Raw genomic sequence first — 16,745 nt, forward strand, 5'->3', positions numbered from 1 at the left:
CCGGAAGGCGCGCGACGATGTTATCTCCACCTGCTCCACTTGAAATGCTCTTTGCGGATCTTCTCCTGCAGCTTGAGAATACCCTCCAGCAGCGCTTCGGGCCGCGGCGGGCATCCCGGGATGTAGATATCGACAGGCAGGAACGTATCAACCCCCTGAACAGTGCTGTAGGAATTGAATATGCCGCCGCTGCAGGCGCAGCTTCCCATGGAGAGGACGTAGCGCGGCTCGGGCATCTGGTCGTAGACCCTCCGCACGATAGGCGCCATTTTCTTGGTCACCGTGCCGGCGATGATGACAAAGTCTGCCTGTCTCGGCGATCCCCTGAAGATCGAGCCGAGCCGGTCCAAATCATAGTGTGACGATCCCGTCGTCATCATTTCAATGGCGCATCAGGCAAGGCCGAAGGTCATCGGCCAGAGCGACGACAGCCTGCCCCAGTTGACGAGCTTGTCGAAGCTGGCGATGATCGTATTGGCGCCGGGGATGATCCTCAATCCCTTTTCTATCTCGACCACTTCCGAGTCCGTGGTGGTCGGCGTTACGATATCCGTAGTAGCCATCCGCTGTTCACCTCCTTATTCTTGCGTTTATCGCGTCTATAGCGTTTATCGCGTTATAGCGCAAAGACGATTTCCGCAACGCGACAAACGCTATAACGCTATAAAGGTTTTTCAGTCCCACTTGAATGCCTCTTTCCGCCATGCGTAGATAAAGCCGACAGCCAGCACGACGATAAAGAGCATCATTTCCACGAGGGCGTACAAGCCGATCTTGCCGAAGACGAGCGCCCAGGGATAGAGGAAGACCGCTTCCACATCGAAGACCACGAAAAGCATGGCGATGATATAGAATTTGATGCTGAACCGGTGGCGCGGCTCGCTGACCGGCGGGTTGCCCGACTCATAGGGCATGAGCTTCTCCCGGTAGGGCCGCTTCAGCCTGAAGATTTCGCCCATGATCAACGCTCCTGTGCCTATGGCCAGGGCTATTATCATGAAGACCATTACGGGGAAATATTCGGTGGGTATATAGCTGCCGGGAGTTATCGGGTTCATAAACTACCTCATTATAATGTTTTTTTATAAGCCCAATCCTTTTATTTATAACTCAAGGTAAAGAGACTTGTCAAGAAAACTTTATAATGACTTTACAGCTGAGCGAAAACAGCCGGTTACAAACATTGCTGGCAAAAAGAATCAGCGACTTTTTTTATAACCAAAATTAGCAAGTCTTTTCAAATTAAAATATAAAATACCCCCTATAAACGGTTATGCTTGTCTTGAGGCAGGGCATTGCATTACAATCATCGTTCATGAGCATTCTCGCCGCCATAGTCTCGAGAAAGAGGGAGCGCCTTGCGGAGGCAAAACGGACGACTCCGTTTGCCGCGCTGAAAGGCATGGTCCGGGATGCCGAGCGGTCCCGGGACTTCAGAGCCGCGATAGCAGGAGAGCCCGGCGCCATACGGCTCATCGCCGAGCTCAAGAAGGCTTCACCTTCGAAAGGCCTGATCAGGAAGGATTTCGATCCTGCGCGCATCGCTTCCGTCTATGAAAGCGGGCCGGTTGCCGCGATATCCGTTCTGACCGAAGAGGACTTCTTCCAGGGGCAGCTCTCGTTCATTCCCCTGGTGAGGCAGAAGACGACGAAACCGCTCCTGCGGAAGGATTTCCTCTTCGACGAGTACCAGCTCTACGAGGCGCGGGCGTACGGCGCCGATGCCGTTCTACTCATCGCAGCCCTTCTCGAAAGAGGCCAGGCAGCGGAGTACTTGCAGCTCGCCGGCGAGCTGGGCCTGTCGGTGCTCTTCGAAGTGCACGACGAAGAGGAGCTCGAACAGGCGCTCTCTATCGACGCCCCCCTCATCGGCATCAACAACCGCAATCTGAGGACGCTCAGGATCGACCTCGCCACAACGTTCAGACTGAAGCGGGAGATACCTGCAGGCAAGATCGTCGTCTGCGAGAGCGGCATCAGGACCAGGGATGAGGTGCAGCGATTGATCGACGCGGGCATCGACGCGATGCTCATCGGTACCTCACTGATGGAGGCGCAGGACATAGGAAAGAGGATCGACGAGCTGATGCCCCCCGCCTGACCGGAGCGGCGCGTGCCGCCACCCCCGCTAGAGCTCTTCCGTCTGCCTCACGGGCAGGGTGATCGTGAACCGCGCCCCCCCGCTGGCAGCGTCATCGACCGCTATCGTACCGCCGTGCTGCTCGACCAGCCGCTTGCTTATGGCGAGCCCCAGCCCGGTGCCCTTCGCCTTGGTGGTAAAGAAGGGCTGAAATATCTTCGCCTTGATCTCTTCACTGACCCCCTTGCCGGTGTCGGCGATCTCCACCAGGATCATCTCGCCGGCAGGGACATACGAGGTGCGCACCGTAAGCGTTCCGCCTTCGGGCATGGCATCGGCGGCATTGAGCAGGAGGTTCAGGAAGACCTGTTTCAGCTGCATGGAGTCGGCCAGGGTCTCGGGGACGAGGGGATCGAGCTCCTTGACGATCCGTATGGAGGGGACGCCGCTCTTCGAAAAGGAAGGGCTCTTCATCGAGAACGTTATGGTGGTATCGAGAAGAGCATTGATGTCCGAGCTCATCAAGTGGGGCTTGGGCGGCTTCGCGAAGTTGAGCAGGTCTTTCAGGAGCAGCTCGATACGCCTGATCTCCTCCACCACCTTCAGGAGCACGTCGCGGTCCGCCTCGGCGACCGTCGGCTCCTCGGCAAGGACCTCCATCGAGACCTTGATCCCGGCAAGGGGATTCTTGATCTCGTGGGCAAGACCTGCGGCGAACTCCCCGCATGCCTTCATCTGCTCGGCGCGCTGCAGGCGCTCTTCGGCCTGCTTGCGCACGGTGATATCGCGGTCAAAGGCGAGGACATACTTGTGGTCCTTGAGCTCGAGGAGGCCGGCGCTCACCTCCACGGGGAACAGGGAGCCGTCCTTCTTCCGGTGCATGATCTCGTCCTTGATCCACTCTCCTCCGAGGATGCGCCCTATCCTTCTCTCGACCATTCCCGCATCGTCCGGCCCGTCGAGGTCGGCAATCGTGAGCGCGAGCAGCTCATCGACCGAATAGCCGTGCATTTCAGCGGCCGCCCTGTTCGCGGCAACGATCTGTCCCGGCCGTTCCCCTTCCGCCTCGAGGATGAAGATGGCGTCGCCGGCGCTTTCGAAGAGCATCCGGTACCGCTTCTCGCTCTCCTCGATCGTCTCCATGTTCCCTTTCAGCGTACCGGCCATGTCGTTGAACGAGGTCGCCACCTTGCCGAACTCGTCCTTCAGCCCCTCGATGCGGTAATCGAGGTCTCCTGCCTCGAGCCTCCTGGTCGCCTCGAGAAGCACCTTCACCGGCTCGGTGAGCCCCCTGACAAAGATAAAGGCGAGCCCCGCGGCGAGGAAGGGCCCGATGGCGATGAGAACATAAAGGATGCCCTTCGTACTGGCGATCTTGCTGAGCGTGGCCTGCGTCTTCTCTTCGAGCTTGGTGCTCGCCATGGTGATCATCGTGTTCGTCTTTGCAATGAGCGCCTCCCCGGTCGCGAAGGCGTGGTCCTCCTCGGCCTGGAGCCTGCTGTTGTTCGCCCGCATCGTGAACACCCTGCTCAAGGCGGCCTTGTACTGTTCGACCTGATCCTCCAGCTCCCGCAGCCGCGTATTCACCTCTTCGGTGTGATGGCAGCTGAAGCACATCCGCGCAACCCCCTCCATGCCCCGCACATGACTCACGATCGTATCGATACCCCGGGCGTGGCGCGTATTCTTGAGGGTCAGGTCCGCCTGCACCTTCTTGACCTGTATCAGGAGGTGCTCGCGCAGGATCTCGACCTGGTGGAGCTTTATGAGGTTGTCGAGCGTGGTGGTCGCTTTTTCGATCGTCACGACGATGTACATGCCGCCGATAAGGAAGAGGAGAGAGAAGAGGCTCAATCCTATGACGATCTTCTTTTTCACTACCGGTTCACATAGTCGTAGCTGGCGAGGTCAAGGCCGATCGATGCTGCGTAGGCATAGACCGCCTGGTAATCGCCATTGGAGGTCGCGATGAAGCGGCGCGCGCCGAACTTCTGGAGCACCTCTTTTCCCTGCGGATCGTAGTGCATGGTGAGGAAGACTTCCTTGAGCTTGGCCTTCAGCGAGGCATCGAGCCCCTTTCTCACGGCCAGGCCGTTTTCGGGGACATCGGGAGACTTCTCGAGGATGGTGAGCTCGGCGGCGATGCGGGGGTCTTCCTGCGCGAGCCGGGCAAACACCGTATTTTTTGCGACGCCGATATCGGCCTTCTTATTAAGAACGTCGTAGATGGTATCGTCGTGGGTGCCGGTGAAATAGGTTTCCTTGAAATAGGTGTGGTATTCCTTTATGGCGTTCTTCTTGAAGTACTCCAGCGGCAGGAGGTAACCGGCGGTGGTCGCCTTGTCGACAAAGGCGAACCGCTTCCCCCTCATGTCGCGGGCGGACCTGATGCCGCTGTCCTTCCTCACAAAGATGAGCCCGTGGTAGGTCGAGGAGCCGTCATTGCTCTCCGGCCTCACGAGGACCTGCACGCCGAGCTTGGCGTGCGCCAGGGCATAGGTGAAGCTCCCGAAAAAAGCGCCGTCCAGGCGTGCTGCGATAAAATTATCGATGATATTGCCGTAGCGGGGGAGTACGGTAAGCTTGATCTTTATGCCGACCTTGGACGAAAGATAGGCGGCAAGGGGCTCGTAGCGTTCCATCTGCTTGAAGATGTTCTGTTCGGGGATGAGCCCGATGAGAAGAACGCGCTCCTGGGCAGCCTTTTTAGTCTTCCCCTCCCGGGCTTCTGACACCGCTGCCCCGCCGCTGCCTGTAACGATTCCTAAAACCAGGAGTACAACGATGAGATTCCGCTTCATCTGCAATGAGCCCCTCTCGAAAAAGCGACCCGGTCCTCGTGGAACCGATGCCCTCCCGCCGCGTTGCCGGACCGCCTCACGCCGCCCCTCCCAGGCCCCGACGGCGTTTTTGTAATCGCGGAGGTCGGAACGGTGGGCGTCTTATAAGCTTAAAATACTTGCCTGCGTAAAGTAAATACATCCTTACCACGGCCGCCGCGCTGTTTCACGGCGGGGTGCTCTGAAGACAGCTGCGGCAGCGCTACGACAGGCGGGACCTACTCTGCAGCATCCAGGCGGGCGAGATACTCTTCCCATTCGACGGGGAGCAGGTATTTCTTGTTGCTGTTGCACTCCTTGCAGGCAGTGACGATATTGCTCTTCACCGACCTGCCGCCCCTGACCAGCGGGACGAGGTGGTCCATGGTGAGCTCCTTGGCAGGTACTCTGGAGTGGCAATAGAAGCACCTGCCCTCCGCGCACTTCCGCTTCCACCAGCCGCTCTTGCGAAGCTCCCGCGCGGCGCTCTTCTCCCGCTTCATATCCTGTTCGCTGACTTCCGGTACAAACATCACACGTTCTCTCTATTTCCTGCCCCGGCGGGTCTCTTCCTCTTCGAAATACTTCGTGTAGAGCACGTCCCACTCAGGGCTGCCCTCGACCGGCTTCTTCGAGAGGGTCTGTATCTTCTTCCGGACCGCGGCGTCCATGTCCTCTCCCACCTTGAGCTCGTTCATCACGGTCCTCTTGATCTCTCTCCGGAGCAGGCTGTCATCCTCCTTGAGGATAATCAGCTTCCGCTCCATGAGCCCTTTGAGGAGCACATGGGTCATATGGGTTATCTTGTCGTCCGAAAGCATCATAGTACAATATTCCGCTCCCTTACCAGCTTCTGCTTCGTCATGTCGAAGAGCCTTCTGAAGTCGAGCCGCCCTTTCTCTATTTCCGATTCATACTTTCTCAACAGCTGGCGCACCTCGTCGTTGAGCCGGTCCTCGACCATGAGCTCCTCGAGGAGCAGCTCCTCCGCTGCCGCCACGAGCTCTTCGACGGGAACCGCAGGCTCGATAAGGGCCTTGCTCGTCAGGTTGTCGACGATCTTTTTCGCGAGGAGCGGCACCCAGCTCTTCGGTATCCGCATACGGGCTTACTTCTCCATGAACGGCAGCAGGGCGATATGCCGGGCCCTCTTGATCGCCCCGGTCAGCTCCCGCTGGTGCTCGGAGCAGGTGCCGGTCATCTTCCTGGTCAGGATCTTCCCCCGCTCGGTCATGTAGCTCCGCAGCGTCTTGAGGTCCTTGTAATCTATAAAGGCCACCTTATCTGCACAGAACCTGCAGAACTTTCTTCTCTGAAATCTCTTTTGCGGCATTCCCATGATAGCTCCTTACCCGCATTACGCGTTATAAAAAATTGTATTATCTCTGCTCGCCACCGCTCAAGCGCACTGCGCCGAGCGCCGGAGCGCACTAAAACGGTTCCAGATCGGTAATCTCTTCCGGCGGCGCAGACTCGCCGAAATCGGTGCCCTCGCTCCGCGCCGGCCGCTGCTGCTGGTCCCTCCGGGGCAGGAACCGCACCGTATTGGCGATGACCTCCACCTTGCTCCGCTGTACGCCGTCGGACTCCCACTTCCGCTCGCGGAGGCGCCCCTCTACCAGCGCCGGGCTCCCCTTGCTCAGGTAATGCCCGCAGCTCTCCGCCTGCTTGCCGAAGACCACGGCGTCGATGAAGAGGGTATCGTCCTTCACGTCATCGCCCTGCTTGTACTTGGAGGTGACCGCCAGCCGCATGGTCGCTACCGGCGTCCCTCCGGGCGTGTACCGCACTTCCGGGTCCTTGGTCAGGTTGCCTATGAGGATAACGCGGTTGAACATCAGGCTTCCGTCTTCTGCTCGGTACCGGCTGCCGCAGCCGGCGCCGCAGCGCCTCCGGCAGCCTCTTTCGGGAGCGCCGCCAGCTGCCGTTTATCCAGCCTGACCACCATGAATTTTATCACCGGATCGAAGACCTTGAAGTAGCCCTCGAGCTTGCCGATCGCAGCAGAGGGGGCCTTGAACAGGAAGAGGACATAGATGCCCATCTTCTGCTTGTTGAGCTCGTAGGAGAGCTTCCTCCTCCCCCAGTTTTCGGCCTTCAGGACTTCGCCGCCCGCGTTGGTGACCACGCCGGAGATCTTGTCGATGGCTGCTTTGATTTCGTCTTCGTTGAGGGACGCGTTGAGGATAACCATGTTTTCGTAAAAATTCACGAAACACCTCCATCTGGATATATAGCCCCTTCAAAGAAGGGCATGGAGGATACACCGCTTTTCGATGAAAAATGGGGCACCCGAAGAATACTACTATATCACACTATCATCTTGCACTTCAAATCAATTTATATTCTCTCATCTTCTTGTTGAGCGTGTTTCTATTGATGCCGAGTATCCTTGCCGCCCTCACCTGGTTGCCGCCGGTCTCCTTGAGCACGATACTGAAGAGCGCCTTCTCGACCTCGGAGATGACATGCTCGTGGAGGTTGGAATTTTCTATGGCGGTCATTTTATCGATGAACCCGTTGAGCTTGCCCTCCAGAAACTCTTTAACGGAGAACGAATGGTAATCGCCGGCAAAAAGGTCCCTCCTCTCGATGAGGCTCCCCTTCGAGAGGATCGAGGCGCGCTTGATCGTATTTTCGAGCTCCCGCACATTGCCGGGCCAGTCATGGGCCAGGAGGGCCTTTTCAGCGTCCTTCGAGTAGTCCTTCGGCGGAAGCTCGAAGGCCCTGATCGATTCCTTGAGAAAGTGCCGGCTGAGGGGAATGATATCCTCCCTGCGCTCTCTCAGGGGCGGGAGCTTGATCTCGATCACGTTGAAACGGTAGTAGAGGTCCTCGCGGAAAAGACCGTTCCTGACGCACTCCCTGAGGTTCTTGTTGGTCGCCCCGATGATCCTGACGTCGGCCTTGACGACCTTGCTGCTCCCCAGCGGGCTGTACTCCCGCTCCTGGAGGAACCGCAGCAGTTTTGCCTGGAGGTCGATGTTGAGCTCCGCGATCTCGTCGAGGAAGAGCGTGCCGCCGTCGGCAGCCTGGATCTTTCCCGCGGTCTTCTCCACCGCGCCGGTAAAGGCCCCCTTCTCCCATCCGAAGAGCTCCGCCTCGAGCAGCTCGGCAGGAATGGAGGCTGCACTGATCGCGACAAAGGGGCCGAACTTTCTCCTGCTGTTGCTGTGGATCGCCCGAGCAACGAGCTCCTTGCCGGTGCCGCTCTCGCCCGAGACGAGCACGGTCACGTCCTTGGGCGCGACCCGGCCTATCTCCTTGAAGACCTTCAGGATGCTCCGGGACTTTCCGATGATCTGGAAAGGCCGCGCATCCTCCTTGCTCTGCCGCAGCGAGAGCAGCTCCTCCCGCATCGAGATATCCCTGAAGGCCCTCTCGACGACGATCTTGAGCTCCTCGATATCGAACGGCTTTTCCAGGTAATCGTAGGCGCCTTCCTTCATGGCATCGATGGCGCTCTCCATCCTCCCGTGAGCGGTCACAATGACCACCAGGGCATCGGGGTTGAATACCCTGATTTCCTTCAGGGCATCGATACCGTTGCCGTCGGGAAGCATGAGGTCGAGCAGGATCAGCTTGTAGGCATCGACGAGCTTGACGCCCCCCTTGATGGTCGATCTCGCCTCGACCTCGTAGCCGAGGGGCTCGAGCGCCTTCCGGACGACCCAGACGACGCTCTCGTCATCATCGATAATCAGGAGCCGTTTACCCATGTCCGTTGCCTCTCCCCTCCCCTTCAGCACGGCCTGCGGAAGGCAGGAGGGGAAGGTAGACGCTGACCGTGGTCCCGGAGCCTACCGTGCTCTTCACCTTGATGATGCCGCCGTGATCTTTTATGATCTTTTTCGAGAGGGCGAGCCCGAGCCCGCTGCCTCCCGCCTTCCTGGTGTAAAAGGGCAGAAAGATTCTCTTCATCTCTTCCGCGGAGATACCGGCGCCGGTGTCCTGGATGGTGATGACCACCCACCGCTGCTTCTTATACGCGGTCCTCTGTCCCGCTCTTTCCCCGTTATAGATAACCATATACTCGTTCGAGGGCCGCGTCGATATCACCAGCATCCCGGAGGCCGCCTCTGCTGCCGGCGCGGTCGCGACAGCAGCCCGCCCGCCCCGGCGTCCCCGGGCCACAGGACCCTTCGCTACGTGCGTCGTCTCCATGGCTTCAAGGGCGTTCTTGAGCAGGTTGATGAAGACCTGCAGGAGCTTGCTTTCATCGCCCCTGATCAGGGGGAGACTCGGGTCATAGGACTTGCTGATAGTGATACTCCGCTCCCTGAGCCCCGGCTCCATGACCCGCACCGCATGCTCGATCACCTCGTGGACGTTCAGCTGGTTGAAGACCGGTGTCCTCGTCATCGTCAGGTAGCTCTGGAGCACATGGTTCAGGCGGTCCGCTTCCTTGAGGATGAGATTGACGCACTCGACCGCCTCATCGTTTCGCGCGCTTCCCCGCAATATCTGGGCCGCCCCCTTTATGCCGCTCAAGGGGTTCTTTATCTCATGGGCGATCGAGCCGATGAGATAGAGCAGCGTATCGAAGTGGTAATCCTCCCTGCTCGCGATCGAGAGGTTTTCACGGATGCAGAGCAGCGCGCCCTCGAGCGTGCCGGCTGCATAGAACGGCGCTATATTCACGGTGACGTTCGCTGCCCGGCCCAGGTCGATTTCCATGTCGTTACAATTGAACGAGCGCCCCTCTCTGATCGCCTTCTGCACGAGCGGCGCGATATCGTGCGCGCCCGCAAACAGGTCCTTGCATTGGCGCCGCTCTATCTCCTTGAGGCTCTTTCCGAAGAACTCCTCGCCCGCCTTATTCGCAAAGGCCAGCCTGCCCTTCCTGTCAAAGAGAAAGATCGCCTCGTCGAGATTATTGATTACTGCTTCGAATACGATCATCGCCTTGCGTCACCGCATACAGGACCTCGTGCACCTTACCGGTAGAGGCCGTGTCTGTGTATATACGCCTCGACTGCTTCCGGCACCAGGTATCTGATGCTCTTCCCCTCCCTGAGGAGCCTCCTTATTTCTGTCGACGATACAGCGAGCTGCGTCACCTCGAGGAGGATAACGCTTTTTCCGGACTTCAGCATCCGGATGCCGGGGGCTGTCCCCTCTCCCACCGATTCCCCCCTAGAGGCGATATAGGGCGACGTTGCGATATCCGCAAAAGTGAACCCGGGCCTGAGCACCACGATAAAATCGGTCAGCTCGATAAGGCTTTCAGGCTGCCACCAGTGGGGGAGGTCCAGAAAGGCATCGATGCCGAGAATGAAGAAGAGCTCATCATCAGGATAGTGTTCGCGGAGCCGCCGGAAGGTTACCGCGGTATAGGACTTCCCGGTCTGGCGCAGCTCGATGTCGGAAACCAGAAATCTTGCATTTCCCCCTGCTGCGAGCGCCACCATCTCATACCGGTGGGCCGCATCGACCAGATCGGTCGCCTTGAGGGGAGGGCTTCCCGAGGGAATGAATACCACCCGGTCGAGCCCTGCAGCCTCCCGGACCTCCTCGGCAGTGCGCAGGTGTCCGAAATGGACAGGATTGAAGGTCCCGCCGAATATGCCGAGCCTCACCCCGCGCCCCGGGCACCTGAAGACGCAGCCCGGACCCGGACTCTAGCCCAGCCCCATCTTCTTGAGCGCTTCATCGGCCTGGCCTTTCGCCGCAGGCGCGTCCTCGGGCAGGTAGAGCATAACCCCGCCCTTGACCGGCCTGATGACGATCTTTCCTTCTGCTGCGAGCTGGTTCGTCACTTTGATGGGGTCCTCTCCCTCGAAGTACTTCTTGAACGCCTCGTTGAAGCCGGAATACACGGTATGGATCCCCTTATACCCGTCCTTCCTTAATGTGACGATAGCCTTCTTGACGAACTCCTCATAGCTCAATCTCTCTGACATGGTACCCCCTCCTTTATTCCCGTAATTGTCCGCTTCCCAGGACTATGAATTTGGTGCAGGTGAGCTCCTCGAGCCCCATGGGTCCCCGTGCGTGGATCTTGTCGGTCGAGATGCCGATCTCGGCGCCGAGGCCGAATTGATAGCCGTCGTTCAGGCGGGTCGAGGCATTCACCAGGACCGCCGAGGAGTCGACCTCCTTCAGGAACCGCATCGCCTTCGCATACGACTTCGTAACAACGGCATCGGAATGCGCCGAGCCGTACTGCGCGATATGGCTCATCGCCTCGTCCATATCGCGAACCACCTTGATATTGAGGACGAGATCGAGATACTCGTTGGAGAAATCCTCATCCAGGACCGCTTCCGCACCGGGGACGATCGCCTGCGTCTTCGGGCACCCCTTGAGCGCTACCCCTGCAGCCTTGAAGCGCTCCGTCATCCGGGGCAGAAATGCTGCGGCAACAGGCTCATCGACCAGCATCGTCTCCATGGCATTGCAGGTGCCCGGACGCTGCACCTTGGCATTGAGACAGATATCCTCGGCCATCGCCAGGTCGGCGTCCCTGTCCACGAATACATGACAGACGCCCTTGTAATGCTTGAGCACGGGGATCCGGGAGTTCTCCGTTACCGCCCTGATGAGCCCCTCTCCGCCGCGGGGGATAATGAGATCGATGAGGCCCTCGAGCTTCAGCATCTCCATGACCGCCTCACGGTCGGTACTGTCGATAAAGGTGATCGCCCCCTCGTGCAGCCCTTCGCTCCGCGCTGCATCGCGCAGCAAGGCGACGATCGCCCTGTTCGAATGCACCGCCTCGGAGCCGCCCCGCAGTATCACCGCGTTCCCGGCCTTGAGGCAGAGGGACGTGGCATCGGCCGTGACATTGGGCCGGGCTTCGTAAATAATGCCGATAACGCCGATGGGTACCCTCATTTTGCCCACGGTCATGCCGTTGGGGCGCTGCCACATCCTGATGACCTCGCCGGAAGGGTCGGGGAGCCGGGCAACCTCCCTGAGCCCCTTTGCCATCTCGTCGATGCGCTTTTCATTCAGCGTCAGGCGATCGATCAGCGCCTTGGAAAGACCCTTCTGCCCGGCAGAGGAGAGGTCCTTGCTGTTTTCTGCGATCAGCTCTCCGGTCCTGCTCTCCAGCATGGCAGCCATGGTGAGCAGCGCCCTGTCCTTCTGCGCGCTAGACGCCCGGGCAAGGTTGCGTGCCCCTGCCCGCGCCTCCTCGGCCTTTTCCCGCACCCACTGCCGCATATCCATAGAATCCGCTCTCCTCTGCCTGAAAGGCACAAAGCACAAAGGGAGCTGCATCTGTGCCCTTGTGCCTTTATACATATAGTAAATACTATTATAGACAACGTATGTAATAGCTTACCCTGAACAGGGGGTTCAAAATCAACATCTTTTCTCGCAGCCCCCTCCCTGGCGCATTGAAGAATATCTGGTATAATTAAACTAATTACCATCCCGAGGAGGTCTTTTATGGCGACACCGGTAGTGGATCACGATCTCTGTATCGGCTGCGGCTCTTGTATCGAGGTCTGCCCTGAAGTGTTCGAGCTGAGAGATGATAAAGCGTGGGTGATCGGGCCCGATAAATGCTCTACCTGCGATTGCGATGAGGCCGCGAATATCTGCCCGGTCGAAGCGATAAAGATGGAATAGCAACGGCGCCGGCAGCGGCGCAGGCCCTACCCGCCCGCTGCCTTCCGTTTCGCAAGCTCCACCAGGCCGTACACCTTCACGTCAATATAATCCCCTTGCTCCTCGCAGGAGGCGAGGAAGCGGTACATGTCATCCATTCGGACTCTATGGACCTCGATCTGCTCCGACTCGTCGGGAGGGAAACGGCGGAGGAGCTCCGGAGGGGCGGGGACAGCGTCTTTCGCCAGGAAGGCGCTCAATATCTCTGTCGACATGCCCGATGAGAGCGGTCCTCGCGCGAGGAAAACGAGCTCGCGGGCCGTATGCTTCGTCTCCTCGATCAGCTCGCGCCCGGCTGCCTCGACCAGGCTCTCCTCACGGTCGTGAAGCCCTGCCGGGAACTCGACGACAAAATTATTCACCACGGGCCTGAACTGCCGGGTCAGCAGGAATTCGCCCTCGGCCGTAAGCGGTACAATGACAGCAATCCCCCTGCAGTTGACCCGCTCCGCAGCCTCCCACGTCCGGAGGCGTCCTGCATGGTCCCGGTAGGTGAGGATCGATGCCCTGAGGAAGCTCCCCTCCCAGACCACTCGTTTATCAAGCACTCCCATAGATAGCCGCTCCGGCCTCCCCTCATCCCGGGGGCCAGTTCATCTGGCGGCCGCCGATCACATGAAAGTGGATGTGATAGACGATCTGCCCGCTTTCGGGGTTGCAGTTCGCGACCACCCTGAAGCCCCGCTCGGCTACACCTTTTTCTGCGGCGATTGTCGAGGTCACCCGGACAAGGTGCCCCATGAGCGTCACATCATCGTCCGCGATATCGTTGAGGGTAGGGATGTGTTTGCGCGGTATCACGAGCGTATGGACCGGCGCCTGCGGGTTGATGTCTTCGAAGGCGAGCACCCGGTCGTCCTCGTACACGATTTTAGCCGGAATCTTCCTCTCGACGATCTTGCAGAATAAACAGTCAGCCATGGATCCTCCGGAAAAGAAGAGTTGACTTCTTACTTCTTACTTATCTCTCTATAAAAGCAGGTCCGTTCGCCCGTGTGGCAGGCGCCGGTTCCATGCTGCTTCACCTTGATCAGGAGCGTATCGGCGTCACAATCGTAAAGGACCGCCGCAACCTCTTGCAAGCTCCCCGAGGTCTCTCCCTTTTTCCAGAACTTCCGGCGCGACCTCGACCAGAAGTGAGTATATCCCGTTTCGAGGGTCATTTTCAGCGACGCCTCGTTCATGTAGGCCATCATCAGCACCTCTCCGGTATCGCTCTCCTGGACGATCGCCGGGATCAGGCCGTTTGCGTCGTACTTCAGCTGCGGAATCATCATATCTCCTCTCCGCTCTCCGGTCCGGCCCCGGTCCGGAGCGGATACGCTGTTTTTCGGGGGAGCGCCTCATGGCCGCCTCAGCGTGACTCGACCGGCGCCACCGGGGGAGGCCGCCGACCATGCTTATAATACCATGTACCTGCTCGGTTGCGGCAATAGGCACCCCTTTACGCCCGTCCTCGATGAGGTACGGCCGCCGTACCCTCGGACGGGGGTATGCTATAATGAGAGCAATTAATTTCCAGACGATAGCGCAGTGAAGAGAATGCAGAGCACAGAGTATGGAATACGGAGCGCAGAGTCCCCGGGCACGAAACGGCGCGCGCTCTTTCCTGTTTCGATCCTTTTCTTTCTGAGCTCCGGGTCCTGGCTCCTGGCGTCCCTTTTTCTGCCTCTTCCTTCCGCTGCTGCGGAAATTTCGGATATCACGGTGCGGCTGGCGAATAACGAGCTCTATGTCGCCGCATCGGTAAAGCCCGACCCGAAGCTCCTGGAAGAGCTCAACGAGGGGCTGTCGAAGGAGCTCGTCTTTTACATCGACCTCTTCAGGGTCTGGAACATCTGGCCCGATGAGTTCGTGCTCGGCAAGAAGATCACCAGGATCATCAAGAGCAACCCGATCAAGCGGGAGCACCGCACGACCAGCACCGACGGCACGGTTCAGCTCGAGAAGCGGTTCAAGGAGCTCGATGCGATGGTCGCCTGGGCTATGGCTATTCCCGAAATGAAACTGACCAATGTGAAGGAACTCGATCCCGGCGTCTATTTTGTAAAGGTCACCGTGGAATCGAGGATCCGCAGACTGCCTCCTGTTGTAGGATACCTCCTGCCGTTTCTCCCTGAAAAGGAGTTCTCGCTCTCGAAGAATTCCCCGATCTTCAAGATCAACGGGCCCGAACGCCCCTGAAGGCCATGAAGATATTCAGACACCTCATCATCGTTTTCGGCCTGCTCCTCTTCATCATCGGCATCACGGCCGTCGAGCTCTACTTCATCAAGCTCCCCTCGGTGGACCTCACGACGAGGCTCCTGCTCATCGGGTTGCTGACCCTCAACTCCGTCGCCCTGCTCACCCTCATGTTCTTCGTCGGGAAGAACCTCTTCAGGCTTTACATGGAGAAGCGGCAGCGGGTGCTGGGATACAAATTCAGGGTAAAGCTGATGACCATCTTCCTGGTGCTGACGCTGATCCCTTCGGCGTTCCTCTTCGTGGCGGCGAGCGGGCTCGCGGCGAATTACATCAACCGTTTCTTTTCGCCGCAGATGAAAGAGCCCTACACCCGGTCGGTCGAGCTGGCGCGCTCCTTCTACGATTTCGAGCGCGACCGGGCATTGAAGGCGGCCCGCCAGAGCGCGGAGGGAGGAGCTCTTTTCTCCCCCGGCCTGACTGTCCGGAGGATCATTGTCCTGCCCGCCGATACCACCGAGATCATACAGGACGCCTTCAGCGGCAGAGAGGGAACAGAGGTCATCTCGCGCGATGAGGGAGATATCATCCGGGCAGCGGTCCCCGACAGATCTCCGGGCGGCCGGGGGATCGTCGTTGTCGAGGCAGTCCTGCCGAAGGGCATCACCGAAAAGACCGAACGGCTCAAGGAGCTCCACGACGACTATCTCAAGATGGAGTCGTTCAAAGAGCCCCTGCGGCTCAACTATATACTCACCCTCGGCTTCCTGACCCTCATGATCGTCTTTACCGGGCTCTGGGTCTCGCTGAAGATATCGAAGGGAATCACCATCCCCATCCAGAGTCTCGCGATGGCGACGGAGCAGGTCGCATCGGGAGATCTCAATGTCCGGGTCGACCTCGAGAGCGAGGACGAGATCGGCATGCTGATCTCGTCCTTCAACCAGATGGTGAAACAGCTGAAGGAGAGCAATGCCTCGCTCGAGCAGGCCTATCTCGAAGCGTACCGGAGGCGCCTCTATCTCGAGAACATCCTCGAGAACATCAACTCGGGGGTGATCTTTCTCTCGCCCGAGGGCGCAATACGCACCATCAACAAGGCCGCCTGCTCCATCCTGAATGTAAAGCAGGAAGACTGGGTCGGCAAAGACTACAAGGATTTCGTAGAGGCCCTGCATTCGGAGGATCTGACCGCCCTGGCCCGGGAGATGGAGGGCAAGGAGATACGGGAGATCAAGCGGGAGGCCAAGGTGAACATAGAGGGGAGGATCGCCACACTCAGGGTCTCGCTCTCGGGGATCAGGGAGTCTTCATCGGCAAAGGCCCTCGGCATGCTGGTGGTGTTCCACGATCTGACCGAGATCATCAAGGCCCAGAAGGTGACCGCCTGGCAGGAGGTGGCGCGGCGGCTGGCCCACGAGATAAAAAACCCGCTTACCCCCATAAAGCTCTCGACCGAGCGGCTCATAAAGAAGTGGCAGCAGAAAGACGAGGATTTCGACGCGGTCTTCGAGAAATCGACCAGGACCATTATTACCGAGGTGGAAAGCCTGAGAACGCTGGTGGATGTCTTTTCGCGTTACGGCAAGATGCCTGAAGTCAACAAGGCTCCCGTCGACCTGCTCGAGATGGTCGAGGCGGTGGCGGGCCTCTTCAAGGGCTTCAAGGATATCGAGATCAGGGTGAATGCTCCGGAGAAGATGCCGCCGGTCTCCCTCGATCAGGAGCAGTTCAAGCGGGTATTGATCAATATCATCGACAACGCGATCAAGGTGATGGAGAACAGGGGTGTGATCGATATTTTCATTACGCCCAATGAAAATGGTAAGGTAGTTATCGATATCGCCGACAGGGGACCGGGGATAAACGATGCGGAGAAGGAAAAACTCTTTCTCCCCTACTTCTCGGGAAGGAAGGGAGGGACGGGGCTCGGCCTGGCAATCGCCAACAAGATCGTGGCCGACCACGCGGGCCGCATACTGGTGCGGGACAACACCCCCCGGGGCAGCATCTTTACCATCGAGGTCCCGACGGCATGACCACCG

At 58.6% G+C, this 16,745-nt stretch carries 21 protein-coding genes and 1 pseudogene; 4 read left to right on the plus strand and 18 right to left on the minus strand.

Annotated features, from left to right (window positions below; all coding sequences use genetic code 11):
• Positions 1 to 20: 20 nt before the first annotated feature.
• Together AB1805_06230 and ndhC are read right to left on the minus strand one after the other, a co-directional pair.
• Positions 21 to 563: pseudogene (locus AB1805_06230) on the minus strand (NADH-quinone oxidoreductase subunit B family protein).
• Between the two features lie 111 nt (positions 564 to 674).
• Positions 675 to 1,058 carry an NADH-quinone oxidoreductase subunit A gene (ndhC, locus tag AB1805_06235; protein ID MEW5745015.1) on the minus strand — a complete coding sequence of 128 codons (384 nt, stop codon included), beginning with the start codon at positions 1,056 to 1,058 and terminating at the stop codon, positions 675 to 677.
• 257 nt (positions 1,059 to 1,315) lie between these two features.
• On the opposite strand from ndhC, the gene trpC reads away from it, so the two are divergent.
• Entirely contained in the window at positions 1,316 to 2,101 is a 786-nt protein-coding gene (gene trpC / locus AB1805_06240) for an indole-3-glycerol phosphate synthase TrpC (GenBank protein MEW5745016.1), read from the plus strand.
• Between the two features lie 27 nt (positions 2,102 to 2,128).
• On the opposite strand, the gene AB1805_06245 is transcribed toward trpC, so the two are convergent.
• The 13 genes from AB1805_06245 to AB1805_06305 all read right to left on the minus strand — a co-directional run bounded on the left by AB1805_06245 (position 2,129) and on the right by AB1805_06305 (position 12,072).
• Entirely contained in the window at positions 2,129 to 3,958 is a 1,830-nt protein-coding gene (locus AB1805_06245) for an ATP-binding protein (GenBank protein ID MEW5745017.1), read from the minus strand.
• Entirely contained in the window at positions 3,958 to 4,881 is a 924-nt protein-coding gene (locus AB1805_06250) for a phosphate/phosphite/phosphonate ABC transporter substrate-binding protein (protein MEW5745018.1), read from the minus strand. The genes AB1805_06245 and AB1805_06250 overlap by 1 nt, the downstream gene beginning before the upstream one ends.
• Positions 4,882 to 5,138: 257 nt before the next feature.
• Entirely contained in the window at positions 5,139 to 5,432 is a 294-nt protein-coding gene (locus tag AB1805_06255; GenBank protein MEW5745019.1) for an HNH endonuclease, read from the minus strand.
• 12 nt (positions 5,433 to 5,444) lie between these two features.
• The gene (locus tag AB1805_06260; protein MEW5745020.1) at positions 5,445 to 5,723 is read right to left on the minus strand and encodes a DUF507 family protein; all 279 of its coding nucleotides are present in this window, start codon (positions 5,721 to 5,723) and stop codon (positions 5,445 to 5,447) included.
• On the minus strand, positions 5,720 to 6,001 hold the full coding sequence (locus AB1805_06265) for a DUF507 family protein (GenBank protein MEW5745021.1): 282 nt from the start codon (positions 5,999 to 6,001) through the stop codon (positions 5,720 to 5,722). Before AB1805_06265 ends, AB1805_06260 begins: the two co-directional genes overlap by 4 nt.
• 6 nt (positions 6,002 to 6,007) lie before the next feature.
• Entirely contained in the window at positions 6,008 to 6,238 is a 231-nt protein-coding gene (gene rpsR / locus AB1805_06270) for a 30S ribosomal protein S18 (protein ID MEW5745022.1), read from the minus strand.
• Positions 6,239 to 6,329: 91 nt separating this feature from the next.
• Positions 6,330 to 6,737, minus strand: coding sequence for a single-stranded DNA-binding protein (gene ssb, locus AB1805_06275; protein ID MEW5745023.1), 408 nt, complete (start codon positions 6,735 to 6,737; stop codon positions 6,330 to 6,332).
• Positions 6,737 to 7,111 (minus strand): 30S ribosomal protein S6, encoded by a 375-nt coding sequence (gene rpsF, locus AB1805_06280; GenBank protein MEW5745024.1) that lies wholly within the window; start codon positions 7,109 to 7,111, stop codon positions 6,737 to 6,739. The genes ssb and rpsF overlap by 1 nt, the downstream gene beginning before the upstream one ends.
• Positions 7,112 to 7,229: 118 nt before the next feature.
• Positions 7,230 to 8,618, minus strand: coding sequence for a sigma-54 dependent transcriptional regulator (locus AB1805_06285; GenBank protein MEW5745025.1), 1,389 nt, complete (start codon positions 8,616 to 8,618; stop codon positions 7,230 to 7,232).
• Complete coding sequence (locus tag AB1805_06290) at positions 8,611 to 9,801, minus strand: ATP-binding protein (protein ID MEW5745026.1); 1,191 nt, start codon at positions 9,799 to 9,801, stop codon at positions 8,611 to 8,613. The genes AB1805_06285 and AB1805_06290 overlap by 8 nt, the downstream gene beginning before the upstream one ends.
• 35 nt (positions 9,802 to 9,836) lie before the next feature.
• Positions 9,837 to 10,478 carry a nicotinate-nucleotide adenylyltransferase gene (gene nadD / locus AB1805_06295; protein ID MEW5745027.1) on the minus strand — a complete coding sequence of 214 codons (642 nt, stop codon included), beginning with the start codon at positions 10,476 to 10,478 and terminating at the stop codon, positions 9,837 to 9,839.
• A gap of 42 nt (positions 10,479 to 10,520) precedes the next feature.
• Positions 10,521 to 10,802 (minus strand): hypothetical protein, encoded by a 282-nt coding sequence (locus tag AB1805_06300; GenBank protein ID MEW5745028.1) that lies wholly within the window; start codon positions 10,800 to 10,802, stop codon positions 10,521 to 10,523.
• 13 nt (positions 10,803 to 10,815) lie between these two features.
• Positions 10,816 to 12,072, minus strand: coding sequence for a glutamate-5-semialdehyde dehydrogenase (locus tag AB1805_06305; GenBank protein MEW5745029.1), 1,257 nt, complete (start codon positions 12,070 to 12,072; stop codon positions 10,816 to 10,818).
• 222 nt (positions 12,073 to 12,294) lie between these two features.
• Here AB1805_06305 and AB1805_06310 point away from each other — a divergent pair, with 222 nt between their 5' ends.
• Positions 12,295 to 12,477 (plus strand): ferredoxin, encoded by a 183-nt coding sequence (locus AB1805_06310; protein MEW5745030.1) that lies wholly within the window; start codon positions 12,295 to 12,297, stop codon positions 12,475 to 12,477.
• A 26-nt stretch (positions 12,478 to 12,503) separates the two neighbouring features.
• Here AB1805_06310 and AB1805_06315 read toward each other — a convergent pair whose 3' ends face one another.
• From AB1805_06315 to hisI, 3 genes are read right to left on the minus strand one after another with little or no spacing between them, the layout of a single operon-like run.
• On the minus strand, positions 12,504 to 13,070 hold the full coding sequence (locus AB1805_06315; GenBank protein ID MEW5745031.1) for an NUDIX hydrolase: 567 nt from the start codon (positions 13,068 to 13,070) through the stop codon (positions 12,504 to 12,506).
• Between the two features lie 22 nt (positions 13,071 to 13,092).
• On the minus strand, positions 13,093 to 13,437 hold the full coding sequence (locus AB1805_06320) for a histidine triad nucleotide-binding protein (GenBank protein ID MEW5745032.1): 345 nt from the start codon (positions 13,435 to 13,437) through the stop codon (positions 13,093 to 13,095).
• A gap of 29 nt (positions 13,438 to 13,466) precedes the next feature.
• Entirely contained in the window at positions 13,467 to 13,793 is a 327-nt protein-coding gene (gene hisI / locus AB1805_06325) for a phosphoribosyl-AMP cyclohydrolase (GenBank protein ID MEW5745033.1), read from the minus strand.
• A 265-nt stretch (positions 13,794 to 14,058) separates the two neighbouring features.
• Here hisI and AB1805_06330 point away from each other — a divergent pair, with 265 nt between their 5' ends.
• Positions 14,059 to 14,700, plus strand: a complete 642-nt coding sequence (locus tag AB1805_06330) for a DUF4390 domain-containing protein (protein ID MEW5745034.1) — start codon at positions 14,059 to 14,061, stop codon at positions 14,698 to 14,700.
• A 5-nt stretch (positions 14,701 to 14,705) separates the two neighbouring features.
• A complete protein-coding gene (locus tag AB1805_06335; protein MEW5745035.1) occupies positions 14,706 to 16,739 on the plus strand; it encodes an ATP-binding protein in 2,034 nt (677 codons plus the stop codon).
• The last annotated feature ends 6 nt before the right edge of the window (positions 16,740 to 16,745 follow it).

The sequence above is a fragment of the Nitrospirota bacterium genome, assembly GCA_040752355.1.
In the GTDB taxonomy this organism is placed as follows: Bacteria; Nitrospirota; Thermodesulfovibrionia; order Thermodesulfovibrionales; family Dissulfurispiraceae; genus JBFMCP01.